The 19357-nt window shown below is 52.7% G+C and carries 17 protein-coding genes, 1 other RNA gene and 1 pseudogene; 6 read left to right on the top strand and 13 right to left on the bottom strand.

Annotated elements, in window-relative coordinates:
• Positions 1–31: 31 nt before the first annotated feature.
• Genes GN241_03015 through clpS form a run of 3 tightly spaced genes read right to left on the bottom strand, consistent with a single transcriptional unit; the run spans position 32 to position 2236 of the window.
• On the bottom strand, positions 32–832 hold the full coding sequence (locus tag GN241_03015; protein ID XAT56418.1) for an SDR family oxidoreductase: 801 nt from the start codon (positions 830–832) through the stop codon (positions 32–34).
• A gap of 34 nt (positions 833–866) precedes the next feature.
• Positions 867–1859: a methyltransferase gene (locus tag GN241_03010; protein ID XAT56417.1), complete on the bottom strand. Its 993-nt coding sequence runs from the start codon at positions 1857–1859 to the stop codon at positions 867–869.
• 38 nt (positions 1860–1897) lie between these two features.
• Positions 1898–2236, bottom strand: a complete 339-nt coding sequence (gene clpS, locus GN241_03005; protein ID XAT56416.1) for an ATP-dependent Clp protease adapter ClpS — start codon at positions 2234–2236, stop codon at positions 1898–1900.
• Positions 2237–2706: 470 nt separating this feature from the next.
• Between clpS and GN241_03000 the strand changes: the two genes are divergently transcribed.
• Positions 2707–4086 carry a serine hydrolase gene (locus GN241_03000; protein XAT56415.1) on the top strand — a complete coding sequence of 460 codons (1380 nt, stop codon included), beginning with the start codon at positions 2707–2709 and terminating at the stop codon, positions 4084–4086.
• On the opposite strand, the gene GN241_02995 is transcribed toward GN241_03000, so the two are convergent.
• From GN241_02995 to GN241_02970, 6 genes are all read right to left on the bottom strand, one after another.
• Entirely contained in the window at positions 4083–5714 is a 1632-nt protein-coding gene (locus GN241_02995) for a dipeptide ABC transporter ATP-binding protein (GenBank protein ID XAT56414.1), read from the bottom strand. The two genes, GN241_03000 and GN241_02995, sit on opposite strands and share 4 nt — an antisense overlap.
• Complete coding sequence (locus GN241_02990) at positions 5711–6826, bottom strand: ABC transporter permease subunit (protein XAT56413.1); 1116 nt, start codon at positions 6824–6826, stop codon at positions 5711–5713. Before GN241_02990 ends, GN241_02995 begins: the two co-directional genes overlap by 4 nt.
• Positions 6823–7902 carry a microcin C ABC transporter permease YejB gene (yejB, locus tag GN241_02985; GenBank protein ID XAT56412.1) on the bottom strand — a complete coding sequence of 360 codons (1080 nt, stop codon included), beginning with the start codon at positions 7900–7902 and terminating at the stop codon, positions 6823–6825. Before yejB ends, GN241_02990 begins: the two co-directional genes overlap by 4 nt.
• Positions 7903–7910: 8 nt before the next feature.
• The gene (locus GN241_02980; protein ID XAT56411.1) at positions 7911–9830 is read right to left on the bottom strand and encodes an ABC transporter substrate-binding protein; all 1920 of its coding nucleotides are present in this window, start codon (positions 9828–9830) and stop codon (positions 7911–7913) included.
• Between the two features lie 118 nt (positions 9831–9948).
• Positions 9949–10434 (bottom strand): hypothetical protein, encoded by a 486-nt coding sequence (locus GN241_02975; protein XAT56410.1) that lies wholly within the window; start codon positions 10432–10434, stop codon positions 9949–9951.
• A 564-nt stretch (positions 10435–10998) separates the two neighbouring features.
• A complete protein-coding gene (locus GN241_02970) occupies positions 10999–11517 on the bottom strand; it encodes a c-type cytochrome (protein ID XAT56409.1) in 519 nt (172 codons plus the stop codon).
• A 111-nt stretch (positions 11518–11628) separates the two neighbouring features.
• On the opposite strand from GN241_02970, the gene GN241_02965 reads away from it, so the two are divergent.
• Positions 11629–12459 carry a prephenate dehydratase gene (locus GN241_02965; GenBank protein XAT56408.1) on the top strand — a complete coding sequence of 277 codons (831 nt, stop codon included), beginning with the start codon at positions 11629–11631 and terminating at the stop codon, positions 12457–12459.
• 45 nt (positions 12460–12504) lie between these two features.
• On the opposite strand, the gene GN241_02960 is transcribed toward GN241_02965, so the two are convergent.
• Both GN241_02960 and nudC read right to left on the bottom strand, forming a co-directional pair.
• On the bottom strand, positions 12505–12921 hold the full coding sequence (locus GN241_02960; protein XAT56407.1) for a hypothetical protein: 417 nt from the start codon (positions 12919–12921) through the stop codon (positions 12505–12507).
• Between the two features lie 60 nt (positions 12922–12981).
• Positions 12982–13932, bottom strand: a complete 951-nt coding sequence (gene nudC, locus GN241_02955) for an NAD(+) diphosphatase (GenBank protein XAT56406.1) — start codon at positions 13930–13932, stop codon at positions 12982–12984.
• A gap of 108 nt (positions 13933–14040) precedes the next feature.
• Between nudC and ffs the strand changes: the two genes are divergently transcribed.
• An RNA gene (gene ffs / locus GN241_02950) (signal recognition particle sRNA small type) lies at positions 14041–14139 on the top strand.
• A 5-nt stretch (positions 14140–14144) separates the two neighbouring features.
• Here the strand turns inward: ffs and GN241_02945 are convergent.
• The gene (locus GN241_02945) at positions 14145–14630 is read right to left on the bottom strand and encodes a protein phosphatase (GenBank protein XAT56405.1); all 486 of its coding nucleotides are present in this window, start codon (positions 14628–14630) and stop codon (positions 14145–14147) included.
• Positions 14631–14729: 99 nt separating this feature from the next.
• Here GN241_02945 and GN241_02940 point away from each other — a divergent pair.
• Positions 14730–16564: pseudogene (locus GN241_02940) on the top strand (DNA polymerase III subunit gamma/tau).
• A gap of 66 nt (positions 16565–16630) precedes the next feature.
• On the opposite strand, the gene GN241_02935 reads toward GN241_02940, so the two are convergent.
• Complete coding sequence (locus tag GN241_02935; GenBank protein ID XAT56404.1) at positions 16631–18178, bottom strand: AMP-binding protein; 1548 nt, start codon at positions 18176–18178, stop codon at positions 16631–16633.
• A gap of 181 nt (positions 18179–18359) precedes the next feature.
• Here GN241_02935 and GN241_02930 point away from each other — a divergent pair, with 181 nt between their 5' ends.
• Positions 18360–18704 (top strand): YbaB/EbfC family nucleoid-associated protein, encoded by a 345-nt coding sequence (locus GN241_02930; protein ID XAT56403.1) that lies wholly within the window; start codon positions 18360–18362, stop codon positions 18702–18704.
• Positions 18705–18755: 51 nt separating this feature from the next.
• Positions 18756–19349 carry a recombination protein RecR gene (recR, locus tag GN241_02925; GenBank protein XAT56402.1) on the top strand — a complete coding sequence of 198 codons (594 nt, stop codon included), beginning with the start codon at positions 18756–18758 and terminating at the stop codon, positions 19347–19349.
• The last annotated feature ends 8 nt before the right edge of the window (positions 19350–19357 follow it).

The following is a 19357-nucleotide window of genomic DNA, read 5'->3' as shown; positions in this document are numbered from 1 at the left end:
AAACACAAGGCATTTTGATCAGCTGCGGAGGTTAATGCGCGGGCACCTCAACGGGATCAATCAAGGTTCTTCCACCATCCACGGTAAGAATTTGGCCCGTCACAAAGCCAGAACTTTCGGAGGCTAAATATTGTACGGTTTCGGCCACATCTGAGGCGGGCGCAATCCGCCCCATCGGTGTGTGGTTTTCAATATCTTTGCGGAAGGATGGTTGTTCTTTTAGAGCCATTTGCAAGCTTGAGGACATCACCGAGCCAAAGGCAACCGCATTCACGCGGATCCGATGCGGCGCCAAGCCAACCGCCATCGAGCGCGTCATCTGATCCAGCGCCGCGGTCGACATGGAGTAAGCCAGCAAATCAGGATGTGCACGGCGCGCCGCGACGGAAGATAAGTTCACAATTGATCCCGCCTGACCCAACTCTTGACCCACGCTTTGCTTAATCATGCGCTTGGCCACCAATTGTGATAGGCGCAGGCTGGTCATAACATTTTGTTCCAGCATTGTTTCAACGGATCTATCATCTTGGCTCAGAACATCAGATGGCATCACCTGGCGCGATGCATTGACCAAAATATCCACTTGGTCAAAACTGTCTAAAGTAGCCGAGAGCAAATTTGCGATGGTCAATTTTTCGCGCAGATCCCCCGCGAAATATTCAACCTGAGCCCCATCTGGCACGGCGGCAACCTCTTTGGACAACCCCGCCTCGTCCATATCAGCGCACATCACATTTGCCCCAAGCGCCGAAAAATGCCGCGCAATAGCGAGGCCGATTCCATGTGCAGCCCCCGTCACAATGGCGGTTTTTCCATCAATTGAAAAAGACATGAGCGCCTCCGATTCTCTACGCATAGTACCGGATTTATCCCTGACGAGCGAGGGGCCGTTCTGCGGTAAGGACTTTAAACCCATTTGCCTGCGCCAGCGTCTGCCACTGCTTAAAACAGGTCGATAAAGTGATTTCGTAAGGCAATGACCGGTTCGCCACCAAGAACAAACGCCCCCGAGGGGTTAAATTGGCCGCAGCAGCGCGAATAAAATCTTGGCCCAGTCTTGGCTCAGCAGCGCGGCCAATATGAAAAGGCGGGTTCATGATCACAGCATCCAGTTTTCGTGGTGCCCGCCACTGCGCCACATCCTGCCATTCTGCCTGCATCCGCGGATCGGGGCAGTTTTTGTTCAGGCAGTCCAAAGCGGCACGATCTGCCTCAACGCAATACAGCGTTTTGAGCGCCGGCGATTGCAATAAATGCCGGCTTAAATACCCCCAGCCTGCCCCAAAATCTGCCACATGTCCTGAAATATCATTAGGCAACGTCTCGGCCAAAAACCGCGAGGCCCGATCAATCGCATCGGCAGAAAATACGCCCGGGCGGGTGACAAACCCCCCTTCGATGGGCTCAAACGCATCCGCCTGCCATTGGGGCAGACCGGTTTCTGGGCGAAACCATACCAGTTTACCATGGGCTTTAGAAACTGAACCCAAAAGGGTTTCATGCCCTTTCAGCGCTTTGATCAGGCTTTCGATGCCTTGGCTCTTGGACCCGTCAACCAGAACCACGCCATCTGGAGCGGCGCGGCTGGCCGCAAACACCAAATGCCGCGCCAAACGCTTTGAACGCGGCACATATACCACGGCCAGATCAACTGGCGCTTCAGGCCGCTCGCGCCATGTATAGCCTGCGGCTTCAAGGGCAGTGATGTGCGGTTTAAATCGGTGCAGGAATTGAAGATCCAACTGCTTCAAAGGGGCCAAATCCAGCGCCTGTTCCGGGTGCAAAGCTAAGCAACGGGCGCGCGCGGGTAAGCACAGGCCACCCTGCCCCAGCGCATGATCTAAACGGGAGTGGAACATAGAAAAAAGCGCCCTGTATTGGAATGTTTAGGCGCCGCCTACTCTTTTTCCATTGTGCATTGCAAGGGGTGTTGGTTTTGGCGCGCCGAATCCATCACTTGGGCAACTTTGGTTTCGGCCACCTCATGGCTGAACACCCCCACAACCGCCAAGCCTTTTTTGTGAACTGTCAACATTATATCGAATGCTTGCGCGTGATTCATGCCAAAGAAGCGCTCAAGCACCAACACCACGAATTCCATCGGCGTATAATCATCATTTAACAGCAAAACTTTATAAAGCGGAGGCCGTTTGGTCTTGCTGCGCGTATCAACCAAAACATTCTGATCTGTGTCATTCTCAGATGAAGCGATCACATCAAGATCAAACCCTATCATATCATCCTCGGACTAAAGCTGCACTGCGTGTGGTTAATATAACGTGTCCTGCTTAAGAGAAAAGGGGTGAGGCTTCTATAAAAAAACAAACCGAGCCCTCCCGTATATGCGCTCTGCTTCAATTTTATCGTACGGATAATTACAAATGAACCGTTTCTCGAACGTCACGCACATTATTTTGAAACCTACCCAACCAGATCCTACGCGCAAAATCCAAATCTTTAAAACCAAGACGGCGCCAACGACCCTAACGGCCTGCACTGCGTTTTTGAAGCTTCCTGATTTTAGCACAACAGGGTAGCGCAAAAGGATAGCCGCGCGGCTCCAGACCCTGCGCAGCCATTCTCTTAAATTTCTATTTTAACCATAGAATTGAAAGCTTTATTCGTAGAGTCTGATGTGTTACACATAAAAAAATATAAAAAGTCAGCCAAAAAATTGGCGGCATGAGGCAGATAAGGACGATCAGAATGGTAAGACGGCATAAAAAGCCGGCTCGTATCGGGCTATGTATTGCAGCAGCGATTTGGATGATGATCATCGTACCGCTCAGCGCCAGCGCCGCCCCTTACGCCGCCATGGTGATCGATGCCCGCACGGGCAAAACCCTACATTCAGAAAATGCCGATACGCGCTTACACCCTGCCTCCCTCACCAAGATGATGACGCTTTATGTGGTTTTTGAGGCCGTTGAGGCTGGCGAGATCTCGCTTGACAAGAAGGTGCGCATTTCGCGCGCAGCTGCCTCCGAGCCGCCCTCAAAACTGGGGCTTCGCGAAGGCCAGCGCGTGGCGTTGCGCCATTTGATACGCGCCGCGGCGATTAAATCTGCCAATGATGCCGCAACCGCGCTTGGTGAAGCGATCGAGGGCTCGGAAGCGGCCTTTGCGCGGCGAATGAACCGAACCGCAAAAGCCTTGGGCATGACCCGCACAACCTTCAAAAACGCCCATGGCCTGACCGAGAAAGGGCATTTGTCAACCGCCAGGGATATGACCATTTTGGGGCGACACTTATTTTACGACTATCCCGACTATTATCATTTATTTTCACGGATCACGCATAAAGCAGCAAATAAAAATGTGCGCAATACTAACCGTAAATTCTTGCGAAATTATAAAGGCGCCGACGGTATTAAAACCGGCTATACGCGCGCTGCCGGTTTTAATCTTGTGGCCTCAGCACAGCAAAATCAAGAACGGGTCATCGTAACCGTTTTTGGTGGAAAATCCACCAAGACGCGCAACGCGCAAGTGGCAAAGCTGATGGATTTGGGCTTTCGCGAAGCGCCAAGTAAAGCGCGGGTTTCAAAGCCCACCAAACCAACCTATGCGCAAGCGGGCCTTATCACGCGCCAGCACATGGCTCCAAAAACCAGCCTGCGCCCCAAAGCGCGGCCCATACTGGGCAACACAGGCGACAACCTTGCCAATCAAAACCTGCAAAAATACGTGCAAAAAGCCTTAGAAGAAGCGCAAAATCAGAGTGATGAAAACCCAGATGTTAAGCTAGCAGTCTTAGAGCCCAAACCGCGCCCAGGCGATACCAGTCAGAGCACACAGGGCGCGGCCGAAATCCGCGAAATTGTCACGCGCATTTCAGCCCAGAGCGGCCAGTCGGATTGGGCAATCAATATTGGCCGGTTCGCAAGCCGGTTCGCCGCTGAAAAGATGCTGCTACGAACCGCGCTCTCGGAAATGGCCACATTGCAGGGCACACAGCGCAAGATAATGATCCAAAAATCCGGTTATGATGCAAATTTTGTGGGTCTAACGCGCGAAGGCGCCGATCTGGCCTGCCGCAAGCTGCAGGCGCGCAACATCAATTGTTTGATGATTGGCCCGAGCTAAAGCGACCCGGTATCCAAGGGCATTTGGGCAGAAGATCCAAAGGCCGCTGCCATCAAACCGCGGGTATACTGAGTTTTGGGTGCCTCAAACACGTCAGAAACCGGGCCATGTTCGACCACGTCGCCCTCTTTCATCACGATCACAGAATGAGACATAGCGCGTACAACGCGCAAATCGTGGCTGATGAATAAATATGCCAGCCCATGGGCTTTTTGCAGATTACGCAACAGATCAACAATTTGCACTTGCACCGTCATATCCAGCGCCGATGTGGGTTCATCCAAAACAACCAGCTTTGGCCGCATCACCATCGCGCGGGCAATCGCAATGCGCTGCCGCTGGCCCCCCGAAAACTCATGCGGGTAGCGATGCTGCATCTCAGGGTCTAGCCCAACCTCCTGCAAAATCTCGTCCACCAGATCCTCTTGCGAGCTGCCGCGTGGCGTGCCATGCACCCCCAACCCTTCTGCAATGATCTGCGCGCAGGTCATTCGCGGCGACAGGGACCCGTATGGATCTTGAAACACGATCTGCATATCCTTGCGCAGCGCGCGCAAATCGCGGGTTTTCAGCGCGCCAATATCGCGCCCGTCAAACACGATCTTTCCCTGGAAAGAAATCAACCGCATGATGGCCATCGCCAAAGTTGATTTCCCCGAGCCACTTTCCCCCACGATGCCAATGGTTTCACCCGCCCGCAGCGTTAAGCTGACATCATTCACCGCCTTCACATGTCCAACGGTGCGCTTCAACAAGCCACGCTGGATGGGAAACCAAATCTTTACATTCTTGGCTTCCACAATCACAGATGCAGATGGATCAAACGGTTGCGGCGCCCCGACCGAATGCGCATTTAGCAATTTTTGCGTATAGGAATGCTGGGGGGCGTTGAATATATCTTTGGTAGGGCCGGTTTCTACGATTTTCCCATCCTGCATCACGCATACGCGATCCGCGATCTGACGCACAATTCCAAGATCATGGGTGATGAACAGCATCCCCATCCCATCCTGTTGCTTTAACAGCATCAATAAATCGAGAATCTGCGCTTGAATAGTAACGTCCAGCGCGGTGGTCGGTTCATCCGCGATTAAAAGCTCAGGTCCATTCGCCAAGGCCATCGCAATCATCACGCGCTGGCGTTGCCCGCCCGATAATTGATGCGGATAGGCACCCAAGCGGGACGCGGGATCGGGCAGGCCAACGCGCTCAAGCAAAGCGATAATCCGCGCCTCTATCTCTGCGCCTGTCAGGCTTTGACGCGGATCCTGATGCAGCTCGATTGACTCGCGCAATTGCTTTTCAATCGTGTGCAATGGATTTAAAGAGGTCATCGGCTCTTGAAAAATAAAGCTGATTTCATTGCCGCGCACTTGCTGCAGCAAATCCCGGCTTGCCCCAACCATTTGCTGGCCATTGTAGCGGATAGAACCCGTGACCTTGGCATTCGCCCCCAGCAACGCCACGCTGCTCATCGCGGTCACAGATTTGCCAGATCCGCTTTCGCCAACCAAAGCCACCACTTCACCGCGGGCCACCTCGAAACTGACCCCGCGCACCGCGTCAACCTGCCGCCCATCCTGCGAAAACGCCACGTTGAGATCTTGGATTTGCAGCACGGCGCTCATTGAAACGTCTTTCTGGGGTCAAACGCATCGCGCACCCCTTCGAAAATAAACACCAGAAGGGCGAGCATAATGGCAAAGGTGAAAAAGGCGGTGAACCCAAGCCAAGGCGCTTGCAGGTTTTGCTTGGCTTGCAACGTCAATTCGCCCAAAGACGGGCTGGAAGAGGGCAGGCCAAAGCCTAAAAAATCTAAACTGGCCAAGGCACCGATGGTCCCGGTCACGATAAAGGGCAGCAGAGTTAAAGTGGCCACCATCGCATTTGGCAACATATGGCGAAACATGATCGTCCAATTGCTGACACCCAGCGCCCGCGCCGCGCGCACATATTCCAAATTGCGCGCCCGCAAAAATTCAGCGCGCACCACGCCCACCAACCCCATCCAACCAAACAATACGGTCAACACCACAAGCAAGGTAAAGCTTCGCCCTAATATGGCAAACATGATGATGATGATGAATAACGAGGGTACGCCGCTCCAAATTTCGATAAAGCGCTGAAACAAAAGATCGGTCAAACCGCCAAAAAACCCCTGCACAGCCCCCGCTAAAATACCAAGCAGGCTGGACACGGTGGTGACGATAATCGTGAACACGATCGACAAGCGAAACCCATAGATCACCCGTGCCAGCACATCGCGCTTGGTGTCATCCGTGCCCAGCCAATTTTGCGCATTCGGGGGCAAAGGCGCCGCACCCGGCCGCTCGACAGACGTATCATAAGAATAAGGGATCAGCGGCCATAAGGCCCAACCCTTTTCAAAACCTGGGGTTTCGGGATCAAGCGCACCGCTTGCAATTTGCGCGATCACCTCTTCTGGCGTGTCAAAGCAAATCTCCAGCCCGCCGCTGCGGATTAAGCATTGCACCACAGGATCACTATAGACCGCTTCGGTTTTGAAATCGCCACCAAAGGCGGTTTCGGGATAAAAATTTGTAATCGGGGTGAAATATTCCCCGCGATATTGCACCAAAATCGGTTTGTCATTGGCGATCACTTCTGCAAATAGCGACAGCCCAAAGATCACGCTAAAGATCCAAAGCGACCAATAAGCGCGCCGGTTGCTTTTGAAATTGCGCCAGCGACGTTGGTTGAGCGGCGATAAACGGCTCATCCTTCGCGCCTTTCGAAATCAATCCGCGGGTCTACAAAAACATACATCAGATCGGATAAAATACCCACGACCAACCCCATCAAGCCAAACACAAATAATGTGCCAAAAATGACCGGGTAATCCCGCGCAACCGCCGCTTCAAACCCCATGCGTCCAAGCCCATCGAGCGAGAATATGGTTTCAATGATCAAAGACCCGCCGAAAAATACCCCAATGAACACCGCCGGAAAGCCCGCAATCACGATCAGCATCGCGTTTCGAAACACATGCCCCCACAGCACCCGGCGATCGCTTAACCCTTTGGCCTTAGCTGTAATCACATATTGCTTTTGGATTTCATCCATAAAACTGTTTTTGGTGAGCAAAGTCAGCGTGGCAAAGGCCGAAATGGTTGACGCAATAATTGGCAAAGTGATGTGCCAGAAATAATCCACGATTTTTTCGCCCAGCGAAAGCTGCTCAAAATAATCCGACGTGAGCCCCCGCAGCGGAAATATTTGTAAAAAAGAGCCCCCAGCAAAGAGCACAAGCAGCAAGATTGCGAATAAAAACCCAGGGATTGCATAGGCGATAATAATCACCCAGCTGGTCCAAGTATCAAAACGCGAGCCATCCAGAACCGCCTTCCTGATCCCCAATGGAATCGAGATCAGATAGGCCAGTAGCGTTGACCACAGCCCCAGCGAAATCGAAACAGGCATTTTTTCCAAGACCAAATCCACCACGCTGATCGACCGAAAATAACTTTCGCCAAAATCAAACCGCAGGTAATTCCACAACATGGTTAAAAACCGCTCTAGGGGCGGCTTATCAAAGCCGAATTCCTTTTCAAGCTCGGCGATAAATTCTGGGGGCAGCCCGCGTGCGCCAACGTAATCGCTGGTTTCACTGGCTTCTGCCACTTCGCTGCTGGTGCCTGAAAAGCTTTCAAACACATCCCCTTGGCCTTCCATATTGGCCAAAACCTGTTCAATCGGCCCACCGGGCACAAATTGCGTCAGCGCAAAATTGATCACCAGGATGCCAAACAAAGTCGGAAGCACCAATAACAGTCGCCGCGCGATATAAGCGCCCATGGATTACGTTACCTCAATACACCGGCCGATTTTAACGCGGCGGCTTTCTCTTCATTATACCACCAATAATCCAAGTACCCCAACGAATATGGCGCGATGATGTCGGGATGCTCATACATATCCCAATAGGCAACCCGATGCGTGGCGTTATACCATTGAGGGATCCAGAACCGGTAGGCCCGAAGCGCGCGGTCAAGCGCTTTGACCGCTGTGCGCAATTCAGCTTTGCTGCTGGCGGCGGTGACATGATCGATCAACGCATCAATGCCAGTCGATGAGATCCCAGCCGAGTTAAACACGGAGACATCCGCCGTTTCAGACCCAAAATACTGCTTTAAGCCTGCCCCGGGCTCTAAACTCATTGAGAATTGATCCGTGATAATATCAAAGTCAAAATTGCGCGTACGATCGGTATATTGTGCCGGATCAATGCGGTTATAAATTGCGTCTACGCCGGCGGCGCGCAGGTTTTCAACAAAAGGCAAAACCACGCGATCAAAGGCCGGGCTGCGTTCGATAAATTCGATCTGTAACGTCTCGCCTGCCGCGTTGCGCCGCAAGCCATCTTCGCCAACGATCCAACCTGCAGCCTCCAGCAAAGCTGAGGCTTTGCGCAGGTTTTTACGATCTGTTGCCCGCGGTCCCGACTTGGGCGCCATTACCGCTTCATCCGTTAAAATACCTTCCGGTAGTTGGTCGGCAAGCGGGGTTAGCAAGGCCAATTCATCGGCACCGGGAGGCCCCGAGGCAGCCATATCAGAATTTTCCCAAAAGGAATTAATCCGCGCATATTGCCCATAAAACAGCGATTCATTCGACCATTCGAAATTGAACAATAGGCTCAGTGCTTCGCGCACTTGTGGGTCGGAAAATTTATCTTTGCGCAGGTTCATCGCAAAACTTTGACCCGTGGCCATACCCCCGTCAGGCAAGGTTTTTTTGATCATATAACCGTCATCTAGAGCAGAAAAATCATAACCGGTCGCCCATGTTTTCGAGGAGTTTTCGATACGCACCGTGTAAGCGCCCGCTTTGAAAGCCTCAAAAGCTGCATTGCCATCTGCAAAATACTCAACGCGGATTTGGTCAAAATTGCTGCGGCCGAGATTGATTGGAAGATCTTTGCCCCAATAATCGGGGTTGCGCGTGTAAATCACGTTGCGGTTTATCTCATAGCGATCGAGCAGATACGGCCCAGAGCCGATCGCGGGCTCCATGCGGCTTTCATCCAGCCTCGCACCCGTGCGCTCAAACCACGCCTGCGACATGACCGGCAACCCCCCCACGGTGGGGATCCGATCGCGCAGCGGCGAGTCGGGCAAGAACGTGTATTGCACCGTCTTGCTGTCGAGCACTTCGACGGTTTGAACAAATTCACCCAGCACGGCGCGAAAGCTCACCAGCCCCTGCTCCAGAAACAAATCATAGGTGAATTTCACATCCTGCGCGGTTACCGCGCTGCCATCGGAAAACCGCGCTTCGGGGCGAATATGAAAACGCACCCAGCTGACATCTTCGGGATATTCAAGGCTTTCAGCCAGCAACCCATAACTCGCCCCAACCTCATCTGCCGTGCCCTCAAGCAAGCTTTCAAATGGCGCAGACGCCAAGGCCGCAGCGCGCCCTTTACGCGAATAAGGATTCATTGAATCAAAGGTGCCGAAGCCCCAAATCGAAATTTCACCACCTTTGGGCGCATCTGGGTTGACATAGGCGAGATGCTCAAAATCTGCTGGATAGTTCAATTCGCCAAAAAAGGAATAGCCATGGGTTTTTGTGCTATGGCTCCCTGCCCAGAGGCTGCTGGCCAAAAAGAGCGTTGCCCATCCCAGGCATAACCCAATCCAAACTCGGCTGTTTTGAACGTTCTGTGATTTAGCTTTTACCACCGTTTTGATTGAATTCCCTACCACGGGCCGCACCTCCATCCTACGCTTTGCATAAACATAGGCTACAACTCAAAATATCCAAGCCACAAAACAACACAAAGTTTTGATGGATAGATTTCATTGCGAACTGATACTTTCAGCCATTCTACAATCCTTCCTACAGGCTTTTTAAATATAAAAACGCTTGTAAAACTGATTCATTATTTTGATCATCGTCTTCCGATAAGAAAAATGTAAGCTCATAATAAGGCTTGAAAAAACTTTTGTTTTCTTTGAAAAAACCTACCTCATTTCTGAAACTAATGGTTAAGCTTCCACCTTTATTACTCTCATTATATGAAAAGCGACTATCTGTTTTTATACTTGCAATAAATTCTGTCTGGTCAATTTCCGCAATGTATCTATCAACAATTTCAGTAATGTCCCAGCTCCAATGACTTTTTCTTACCTCACTTAAATGGTTGGTATTCATTGGGTCGCTAACGAATACACTGTCGTTTAGATAGTTCAGAAACTCTTCGCTAACCGCATTTTTCTCCTCCGCTTTGGATGAAATGGGCAAACAAAAAAGAAAACCTAATAAGCCAACAAACGATATAGTGATTACAATTGATTTTATTGTCTTATTTAATAAGACTGCCATACTTCCTTCCTAAAATTGTCATCCCAATTTTTCGAAAAAACCTGTCGATGTTGGCAACATTTTTTCCAGATGTAACATGATAGAGTATCACATTCGCTCTTTGTTTTCGCGCCCAAACCTCAATACCACGCACAAGGCGAAGCGCAACTTTACCGCCAAGCACATCTGAACGGGCGGATTGATCCACATTGATTGTGTTTACAGTAACCCCTCTCGCACCCTCACCAATGAATTATCCACCAATATACGCATAAGAAAATCCTAAAATTTTATCACCAAGAAATACCTTGAGACCAAGATACGTATCAGGTTGATCAATCGTATTTTGAAAATATTTGTAAAATTTGCTCTTGGAAAAAGGGATCTAAGAAAAAATCCCCTCCTCGTAAACATTACGTGCCAGTGCCCATATCTCTTCCCCAAACGCACTGATAAAACGGTATTTCTGCGCAATATGCGCGCCGTGAAGCCTAAACCCTCACGCCGTTCACAGGCATAGAAGCGATTGCGCTGCGGCCTCCCGCAACGCATCAATGGCTCGTACAGGAATTGATACTTAAACGTTTACTGGGCAGCTTCGGCTAAATATGCGATCACATTGGCACGGTCTTGAACTTTCTTAAGACCCGCAAAGCCCATTTTTGTGCCGGGCGCATATGATTTTGGATTTTCCAGAAACCCGTTGAGGTTTTCGATCGTCCAAACATCCGCCACTTCGATCAAGGCGCCTGAATAACCATATCCATCTGCGGCGGCTACGTCGCGATCCACCACTTGATACAAATGCGGCCCAGTGCCATTGGCACCGTCTTCCAGCTTGTGGCAGGCTTTACATTTGCCAAAGACCTTGGCGCCTTTGCCAGTATCGGCCATCGCCACCAATTCGGCAAAATCAACTTCTTCTTCCTCTTCGGATTCCTCTTCAGCGGTTTCCACTTCGATGTAATAGCCAGCCGCGTGTTCTTCGCCGTGCCCACCCCCCATATGATAGACTTCCTCGGCAACCCAATTGCCAAGCAAAAACACCAACAATGCGCCGCAAAGGCTGCCCACAACTTTGGTAAGTGTCATCGTGTCTAGCATTGCGTGAACTCCATCTGAATATGCCTGAGCGCTTTCTAATCGCTTCCACTCGCGGTATGCAAGGTGTAGAAACCGCGACGAAACGACCAATTTGAAGAAAAGCAGAGAAAAATGACCGGAAAAATCGCATTTCAGGGCGAGTTGGGAGCGTATTCCCATGAAGCCTGCCAAGAGGCGCGCCCCGATATGACACCTTTACCCTGCCGTAGCTTTGAAGATGTGATCGAAGCGGTGCGCAGCCATCAAGCGGATTTGGCTATGTTGCCGGTGGAAAACTCAACCTATGGACGGGTGGCCGATATCCACCGCCTCTTGCCCGATTCGGGGCTGCATATCATTGGCGAAACGCTCACCCGGGTACGGATCAGTTTGATAGCCTTGCCCGGTGTGCCCTTATCCGCGATTACGCAGGCGCTGGCGCATCCGGTCTTACTGCCACAAGCGCGGCGCTTTTTAAGCGACCATGCGATTACGCCGGTCAGCGCGGTTGACAGCGCGGGCGCTGCGGCTGATCTGACGAAGAGCCAAAACCGTGAACGCGGCGTTTTGGCCAGCGCTTTAGCTGCCGAGATCTACGGTTTGAATATTTTAGCAAAAAATATCGAAGATCACGGCCATAACACGACCCGGTTTTTGCATATGGCCCGCACCCCAGATTTCACCCATCGTGGCTCTGGCAAGATGATGACCACGTTTGTCTTTCAAGTGCGCAATATTCCGGCCGCCCTGTATAAAGCGATGGGCGGGTTTGCCACTAATGGCGTGAACATGACCAAATTGGAAAGCTATATGGTGGGGGGCAGTTTTCAAGCCACCCAATTTTACGCCGATATTCAGGGACATCCCGAGGATGAGAGCGTGCAATTGGCCTTAGAAGAATTGGCGTATTTTACCTCAGAACTCAAAATATTGGGGACTTATCCGGCCGATACAGCGCGCTGAGCCTTTTAGCTTCTACTTTTGGAAGCGGGCCATGCGCCTGCTGCTTTAGGGCAGCGCTAAGGCCAAATTGATATAATGCTCACACCCGGCTTGAAAGCGCTTTTGGGTTTTATGCGCTGCCAGTTGGATCGCTTGCAAGCGCATAAACATGCCCAGGTTTAGCGGGCGAAGCGTACAGGAAATGCGCAAAAAGCTATGCGTTTCATCGCCCGCCTCAAGCGCCATATCACACCGAATGAATAATGCGGCCTCCTGCAGCTCAAAGCTCCAATCTTGCGGCGTATCAAAGCGCGGCACGCTGAGCTCAGGATATCGCATTTTACCGCGAAACCAAAATTCCAAAGCCCAGTTGCAAGTTACAGGTTTCTGCAAATCGCCCCGCCGATTCTGCAAAATGCCCTTCGCCTCAGCAAGCGTTTCAAAGCGTTGGAAATCTGTCAGCCTTTGGCTAACGAACTTCAACGAATGGTTCAATCTATGTCGCGCCGTTAAATGCATCGGCCTATGATGATTAAAATCAAGTTAGTCTAAACGATCTGCAAGCCAATGCTGTAAAAGAAAATGCGCAATAGATCCAGCCCGGGCGGGCAGAATATCGGTGCGGATCCCCGCTACGATATCATTCAGCTCAGCCTTGCTGATCCAAAGCGCATCCTGCAATTCATTGGGATCTATGGTGATATCAGTGTTCAGCGCCTCGCCATGGCAGCCAAACATGAGCGAATTTGGGAAGGCCCAGGGCTGTGATGCCAAATAGCTTACCGACCCCACTCGGATGCCCGATTCCTCCAAAACTTCCCGCCGCACCGCCGCTTCGATGGTTTCGCCAGGTTCCACAAACCCCGCCAAAAGCGAATACATCCCCTCGGGCCAATGCGGAGAGCGCCCCAAAAGGACGTTTTGTCCTGAGGTAATCAGCATGATCACAACAGGATCCGTGCGTGGAAAATGGCTCGCCGAACAGCGCGGGCACACCCGCTGCCAGCCCGATTGTGCGCTGTCGCTGGCCGCCCCGCAACGGGCACAAAACCTATGCGATGCGTGCCAATGAAACATCGCCTTTGCAGTTGCGGATAATTCTGCATCGCGCGGCGATAACGAGGTCATATATGAGCGCAGCTCGCAAAATCGAAGCCCTTCTGCCAATTCTGGATGATATTGCTCTGACGGATCGTTAAAGGCGCCCTCTGGCGGAAGGTCCTGATCGTTTGGCGTCCAGCTTGAAATATCAAACGCAAAGATACGCTGCCCTGCCTCTTGACCCAAAAAAATCCAAGGCGCGCCCACCGTTAAAGGCTGCGGCAGGCGCAATCGCACCAGGGGGTTTTCTGCGGCTTTATCAACCAGAATTTTACCCCGCCATAAAAGAATGACCTGATCGCCAGCTTGCGGTTGGCCCTGTGCGCTGCCCCGCAATTCTGCTGCACGATCAAGGGCCGACCCTCCAAATGTCACGGTTTCTGCCAGTTTCATTCTTTGCCCTCTCTTTGCCTAACCGCCCTGATGACATGATGATCAAGGCAGAGCAATCACCCGCGCGGGGAGGTTGCAGTTTTTTTTAAAATCCCCTAAAGGTGCGCCTGAGAGGTTGGCGCGGGCAGGCGCCTCGCCAACCCGGTCAGATCCGGAAGGAAGCAGCCGTAACGAGCCCCGCTTGGGTCGTTGTCCAGCCTCTCACTTTTTTCTCACTCTTCAAAGGCGGCGCGCGCCCAACGCTCTTGCTCGGGCGTTTCAATGGCACAGGGCCGGATAGCGCGCAGATGCGACAGCGCCACATCAGCGGATAGACCCATCCGGCGCATAAGCCGCAAAGCGACCATCCCCGAGCGACCGCAGCCACCGAAGCACTGCACCAAAACCCGCCCCCCTTGGCCAAGTATACGACCTGCCTTTGCCTCAACCGATTGCCATCGCTTGGCATGTTCCGGCTTTGGCGTTTGATAATCTAAAATTGAAAAATGGCAGCACTGGATGCCTTGGGCCTTTAAATCTGCCGGAAAATCTGCGGCGCCCAAAGGTTCCATTTCACAGCGCTCCGTCAGGCTCAGCACCAAATCCGGACGCCAGGCCAGAATCGCCGTAAAATCCTGCGCATAGGGCGAAAACCGCCCCGGAAGCGGGCATAAGGCCAGCGCTGCATCGCCAATCGCAAGGTCAAAAATTGAAAACATGCGCAGGCTTCCCTTTTTCGATCAGCCGCCTCTGCAGCCCCTAGACCTTCGCGTCACAACAGCTTAGCGTAGTAGATAAGAGTATAACCGAGACCCAGCATGAGCGAAACCCCGACCCAAGGCTATCAAGTTCTAGCGCGCAAATATCGGCCAGAAACCTTTACCGATCTTGTTGGCCAAGAGGCGATGGTGCGCACGTTGCGCAACGCCTTTGAGGCGGATCGGATCGCGCAAGCCTTCGTGATGACAGGGATTCGCGGCACCGGCAAAACAACCACCGCGCGGATCATTGCTAAGGGTATGAATTGCATTGGCGCCGATGGCCGCGGCGGGCCCACCACCGAGCCCTGCGGCACATGCGAGCATTGTGTGGCGATTATGGAAGGCCGCCATGTGGATGTGCTGGAAATGGATGCGGCCAGCCGGACCGGCGTTGATGATATTCGAGAAATCATCGAAAGCGTACAGTATCGCGCCGCCAGCGCACGCTATAAGATCTATATCATCGATGAAGTTCATATGCTGTCGACCAATGCGTTCAATGCGCTGCTGAAAACGCTGGAAGAACCCCCGAGCATGTGAAATTTATCTTTGCCACAACCGAAATTCGCAAAGTACCGGTCACGGTGTTGTCGCGCTGCCAGCGGTTTGACCTGCGTCGGATCGAGCCGGATGTGATGATCGCGCTCTTGAAAAAAATTGCCGCAGCCGAGCAGGCAGAAATTGCTGCCGATGCCCTAGCCCTTATCACGCGCGCCGCTGAAGGCTCAGCCCGGGATGCCACATCGCTTCTGGATCAAGCGATCAGCCATGGCGCTGGCGAAACCTCGGCAGAGCAAGTGCGCGCTATGTTGGGGCTGGCAGATCGCGGGCGGGTGATGGATCTTTTCGAAATGATTATGCGCGGTGATGCCGCCTCTGCGCTGAGCGAACTGGGCGGACAATATGCCGATGGTGCCAATCCTCTGGCCGTAATGCGCGATTTGGCTGAGGTTACGCATTGGATTTCGGTTGTGAAAATAACCCCAGATGCCGGAGAGGATCCAACCGTTTCTCCAGAGGAACAGATGCGCGGTTTGAGCTTGGCCAAGGCCTTGCCAATGCGCGCCCTGACCCGCATGTGGCAAATGTTGCTGACCAGTATCGAAGAAGTGTCACAAGCCCCGAACGCCATGATGGCGGCCGAAATGGCGGTGATCCGGCTGACCCATGTGGCAGATCTTCCCAGCCCCGAAGAGTTGGTGCGAAAATTACAAGACATGTCACCCCCTTCCGCAGGGGGCGGTTTAGCCAGCAGTTCAGGCGGCAGTTCGGGCGCTGGCGCGGGCGCCGGCGCGGGGCTGAGCGCAGAAACCGCTTTAACTGGCAGTACGGGCGCGATTACCACCACCTCTGCGGCGCAGTCCGGGCAAAGCCCCAGCGGCAATCAAAATATCTCGCCCCCAAGCGCTGTTCTTGGCGGGGCTGAACAGGCTTTGGCCCTCAATACGCAGCAGATGCTGGCCGCCTATCCCAGTTTCGATCATATTATAGATCTGATACGCGCGCAGCGCGATGTTCGGCTTTTGGTCGAAGTGGAAAATTGCGTACAGCTGGCGCGGTATCAACCGGGGCGGATTGAATTCGTGCCCACCGCTGATGCGCCCGCCGATCTTGCCCAACGGCTGGGTAGCCGGCTTCAATTATGGACGGGCCAGCGCTGGGCGGTGAGCTTGGTGAATGATGGCGGTGCCCAGACCATTGCGCGCATGCGCCGCAGCGCAGAAGAGGCCCTGAAGACAAAAGCCTTGGCGCATCCGCTTGTAAAAGCCGTGTTTGACAGCTTTCCAAAGGCGCAAATCATCGAAATCCGCACCCCTGAAGATTTGGTAGCTGAGGCGGAGACCGACGCGCTGCAGCCCGTCGAAGACGAATGGGATCCATTCGAAGAATAAGGCGAGTTGTCGTCTATTACAAAGTTTTAGATCCGTCCTGATAGGCTGAAAAAGGCGTTTGAGACGTCACCCAAGACGCTGCTCTAACACATGGCGCATGATCTTGCCGGTGGTGCTGCGGGGAAACTCGGATTCGGCGATAAAATGAAAGGCTTTCGGCAGCTTGTAGCGCGCAAGCCCTGTACATAGATGCGCCAGAATATCTGCCTCGCTCAAACTAGCATCTTTGCGGGCAATAAAAGCAATGGGAACTTCCCCCCAATGGCGGTGTTTCTGACGCACAACCGCGGCCTCTAAAACCCGCGGATCTGCTAGAATAAGCCGCTCGATTTCGGCCGGGTAAATATTTTCTCCGCCCGATTTGATCAGATATTTGCGACGATCGACAAAGCGCAATCCCCCCTCTGGGCTGCGCTTGAACATATCCCCCATATGAAACCAACCATTTCGGAAATCCTCTGCATTGGCTTTGGGGTTATTCCAATAGCCGCTGAACAATGCCGGGCTGCGGATCGCCAATTCTCCGGCCTCTCCTTCGGGCACCTCTTGATCTTGCGCATCAACCAATTTGATTTGGCAGAGCGCGCTTTGTTTTTTGTCCAAGCTGGTCGCAATGTCACCGATCCCAATATGGCCTGCAGATGCGGGGGCAAAGCCGGTTTCGGTGGCGCCGAATGTGTTTAAATAAGGCGCCTGAAAAAGCATTGTGACTTCGGCAATTTGATCCAGCGGCACCAAATCCGCCATAACGCCAACCCATTTCACAGATTTCACCCGCGACTCTTTGGCCCGCATCGCCGCAAGAAGCGGCGCAATCATTCCGGGCATCAAAGTCAATCGCCCCAAGTTTTCGGTGGCGATCAAATCTGCAAGATGATCCGGTTGAAACCCATCCACCACAATAACGGTTCCCCCAAGTATTAAGGTTTTAAACACCGTATCCGTTGAGACCATGTGGAACAAAGGCGCCCAAGCAATAAACGCATCCTCGGGATCTGCTGGCATATCCAGCATTTGCGTCGCGGCCCGCGCGATTTCCGCCCGATGGCTGATCAAAGCGCCTTTTGGCAGGCCGGTGGTGCCGCTTGTATAAAGAATGACGACGCCGTCTTCGGGCGTGGCACATTCCGGCACAGCGCTGCTGGAATAGCCCATCAAGGCTTTAACCCAAACATCATCGATCATTTGAACCGGCGCGATATCGGCCAAGCTTTCTGCCTGCGCCTGATTGCGCGGCGAGGCCAGCAAAAGTCGTGGTTCAACCAAGCTCAGGCAATGGCGCAGCTCGCCAAGCGTCAAACGCCAATTCTGACAGGCCACGATGGCGCCAATTTTAGCAGCGGCCAGAAACACTTCGATATATTCAATCCGGTTTTCTGATAAAATCGCGATACGGTCTCCGCGTGCGATGCCGCGCGCTGTGAAATAATGCGCCATGCGATTGCTGCGTTGATCAAGCTGGCGATAGCTATAGCCAGTGACGGCATCCTTCACAGCCAGATGATCCGGACGCAAGCGGGTTTGCACCTCAATCAAGGCGCTCAATGTCAGACCTGCCGCCTGAGCGGCCAGATTGGGATCAATCCCCGTCAATATTGCCTCTTGGCCCTGCATATCCCTCTTCTTCCTGGGCGGTTGCGCTCACCCATAGGCTAACGTTAAATCCTGCAAGAGTGGTTTGTAAATCACCTGCAGCGCAGATTGGCGATGAGCGGGGCTAGCGGCCCCGTCAAAACGCTTGTTTTTGGGCGTGACACTGCGTAGGAAAGAGCATCGAAGTCAAAGGGGAAAGAACATGTTCAAAGGCTTAGGCGGCATGGGCGATATGGCCAAAATGATGAAGGCTGCAACCGAAATGCAAGGCAAAATGGCCCAAATGCAAGAGGATATGCACAACATTATCGTTACCGGTGAAGCCGGCGCAGGCTTGGTAAAAGCCAGCTGCACGGCAAAGGGCGATTTGACCGGTTTGGATATCGATAAATCTATATTTTCGGGTGATGATAAAGAAGTTGTTGAAGATCTGATTCTGGCGGCGATCAAAGATGCCCAGCAAAAAGCGGCTCAGCGCGCCAAAGATGAAATGGGCAAAATGACAGAAGGCCTTGGCTTGCCCCCTGGGATGAACCTGCCGTTTTAAAAGGGCGCCATAGATTTTCAGACCATATCAAAAAACGGGTAAGCGCTTGCGATGAGCAAAACCAAAGATATTGATGCTTTGATAGAGCTCATGGCGAAACTGCCCGGCTTGGGCCCGCGCTCTGCCCGCCGCGCCGTGTTGCATTTGATCCGCAAGCGCGCCTTATTGCTGAGCCCGCTTGCCGACTTGATGCAAACGGTTGCGGTAACCGCGCAGGAATGTCTGAACTGCGGCAATATTGGGACCGAAGATATTTGCGATATTTGTCGCAACGAGCGGCGCGCCACGGGGGAACTTTGCGTGGTGGAGGATGTCGCCGATCTCTGGGCGATGGAGCGGGCGCAGGTTTTCAAAGGCCGCTACCACGTTTTAGGCGGATGCCTCTCGGCGCTGGATGCGATCGGGCCCGATGAATTGCGCATCCCTAAACTTATTGATCGCGTTAGCAGTGAAAATATCACCGAAGTGATCTTGGCGCTGAACGCCACCATCGAGGGGCAAACCACAGCGCATTATCTGGCAGATCAATTGGAAAGCCGCACCAAAGTCACCACGTTGGCGCAAGGCGTGCCCATAGGCGGTGAGTTGGATTATTTAGATGACGGCACCATCACGGCCGCCTTAAAGGCGCGCAAAGCAGTCTGATTCAAAAG

Source organism: Rhodobacteraceae bacterium IMCC1335 (assembly GCA_039640495.1).
Lineage (GTDB): Bacteria > Pseudomonadota > Alphaproteobacteria > Rhodobacterales > Rhodobacteraceae > Thalassovivens.
This window is presented reverse-complemented; position numbering and strand designations above follow the sequence as displayed.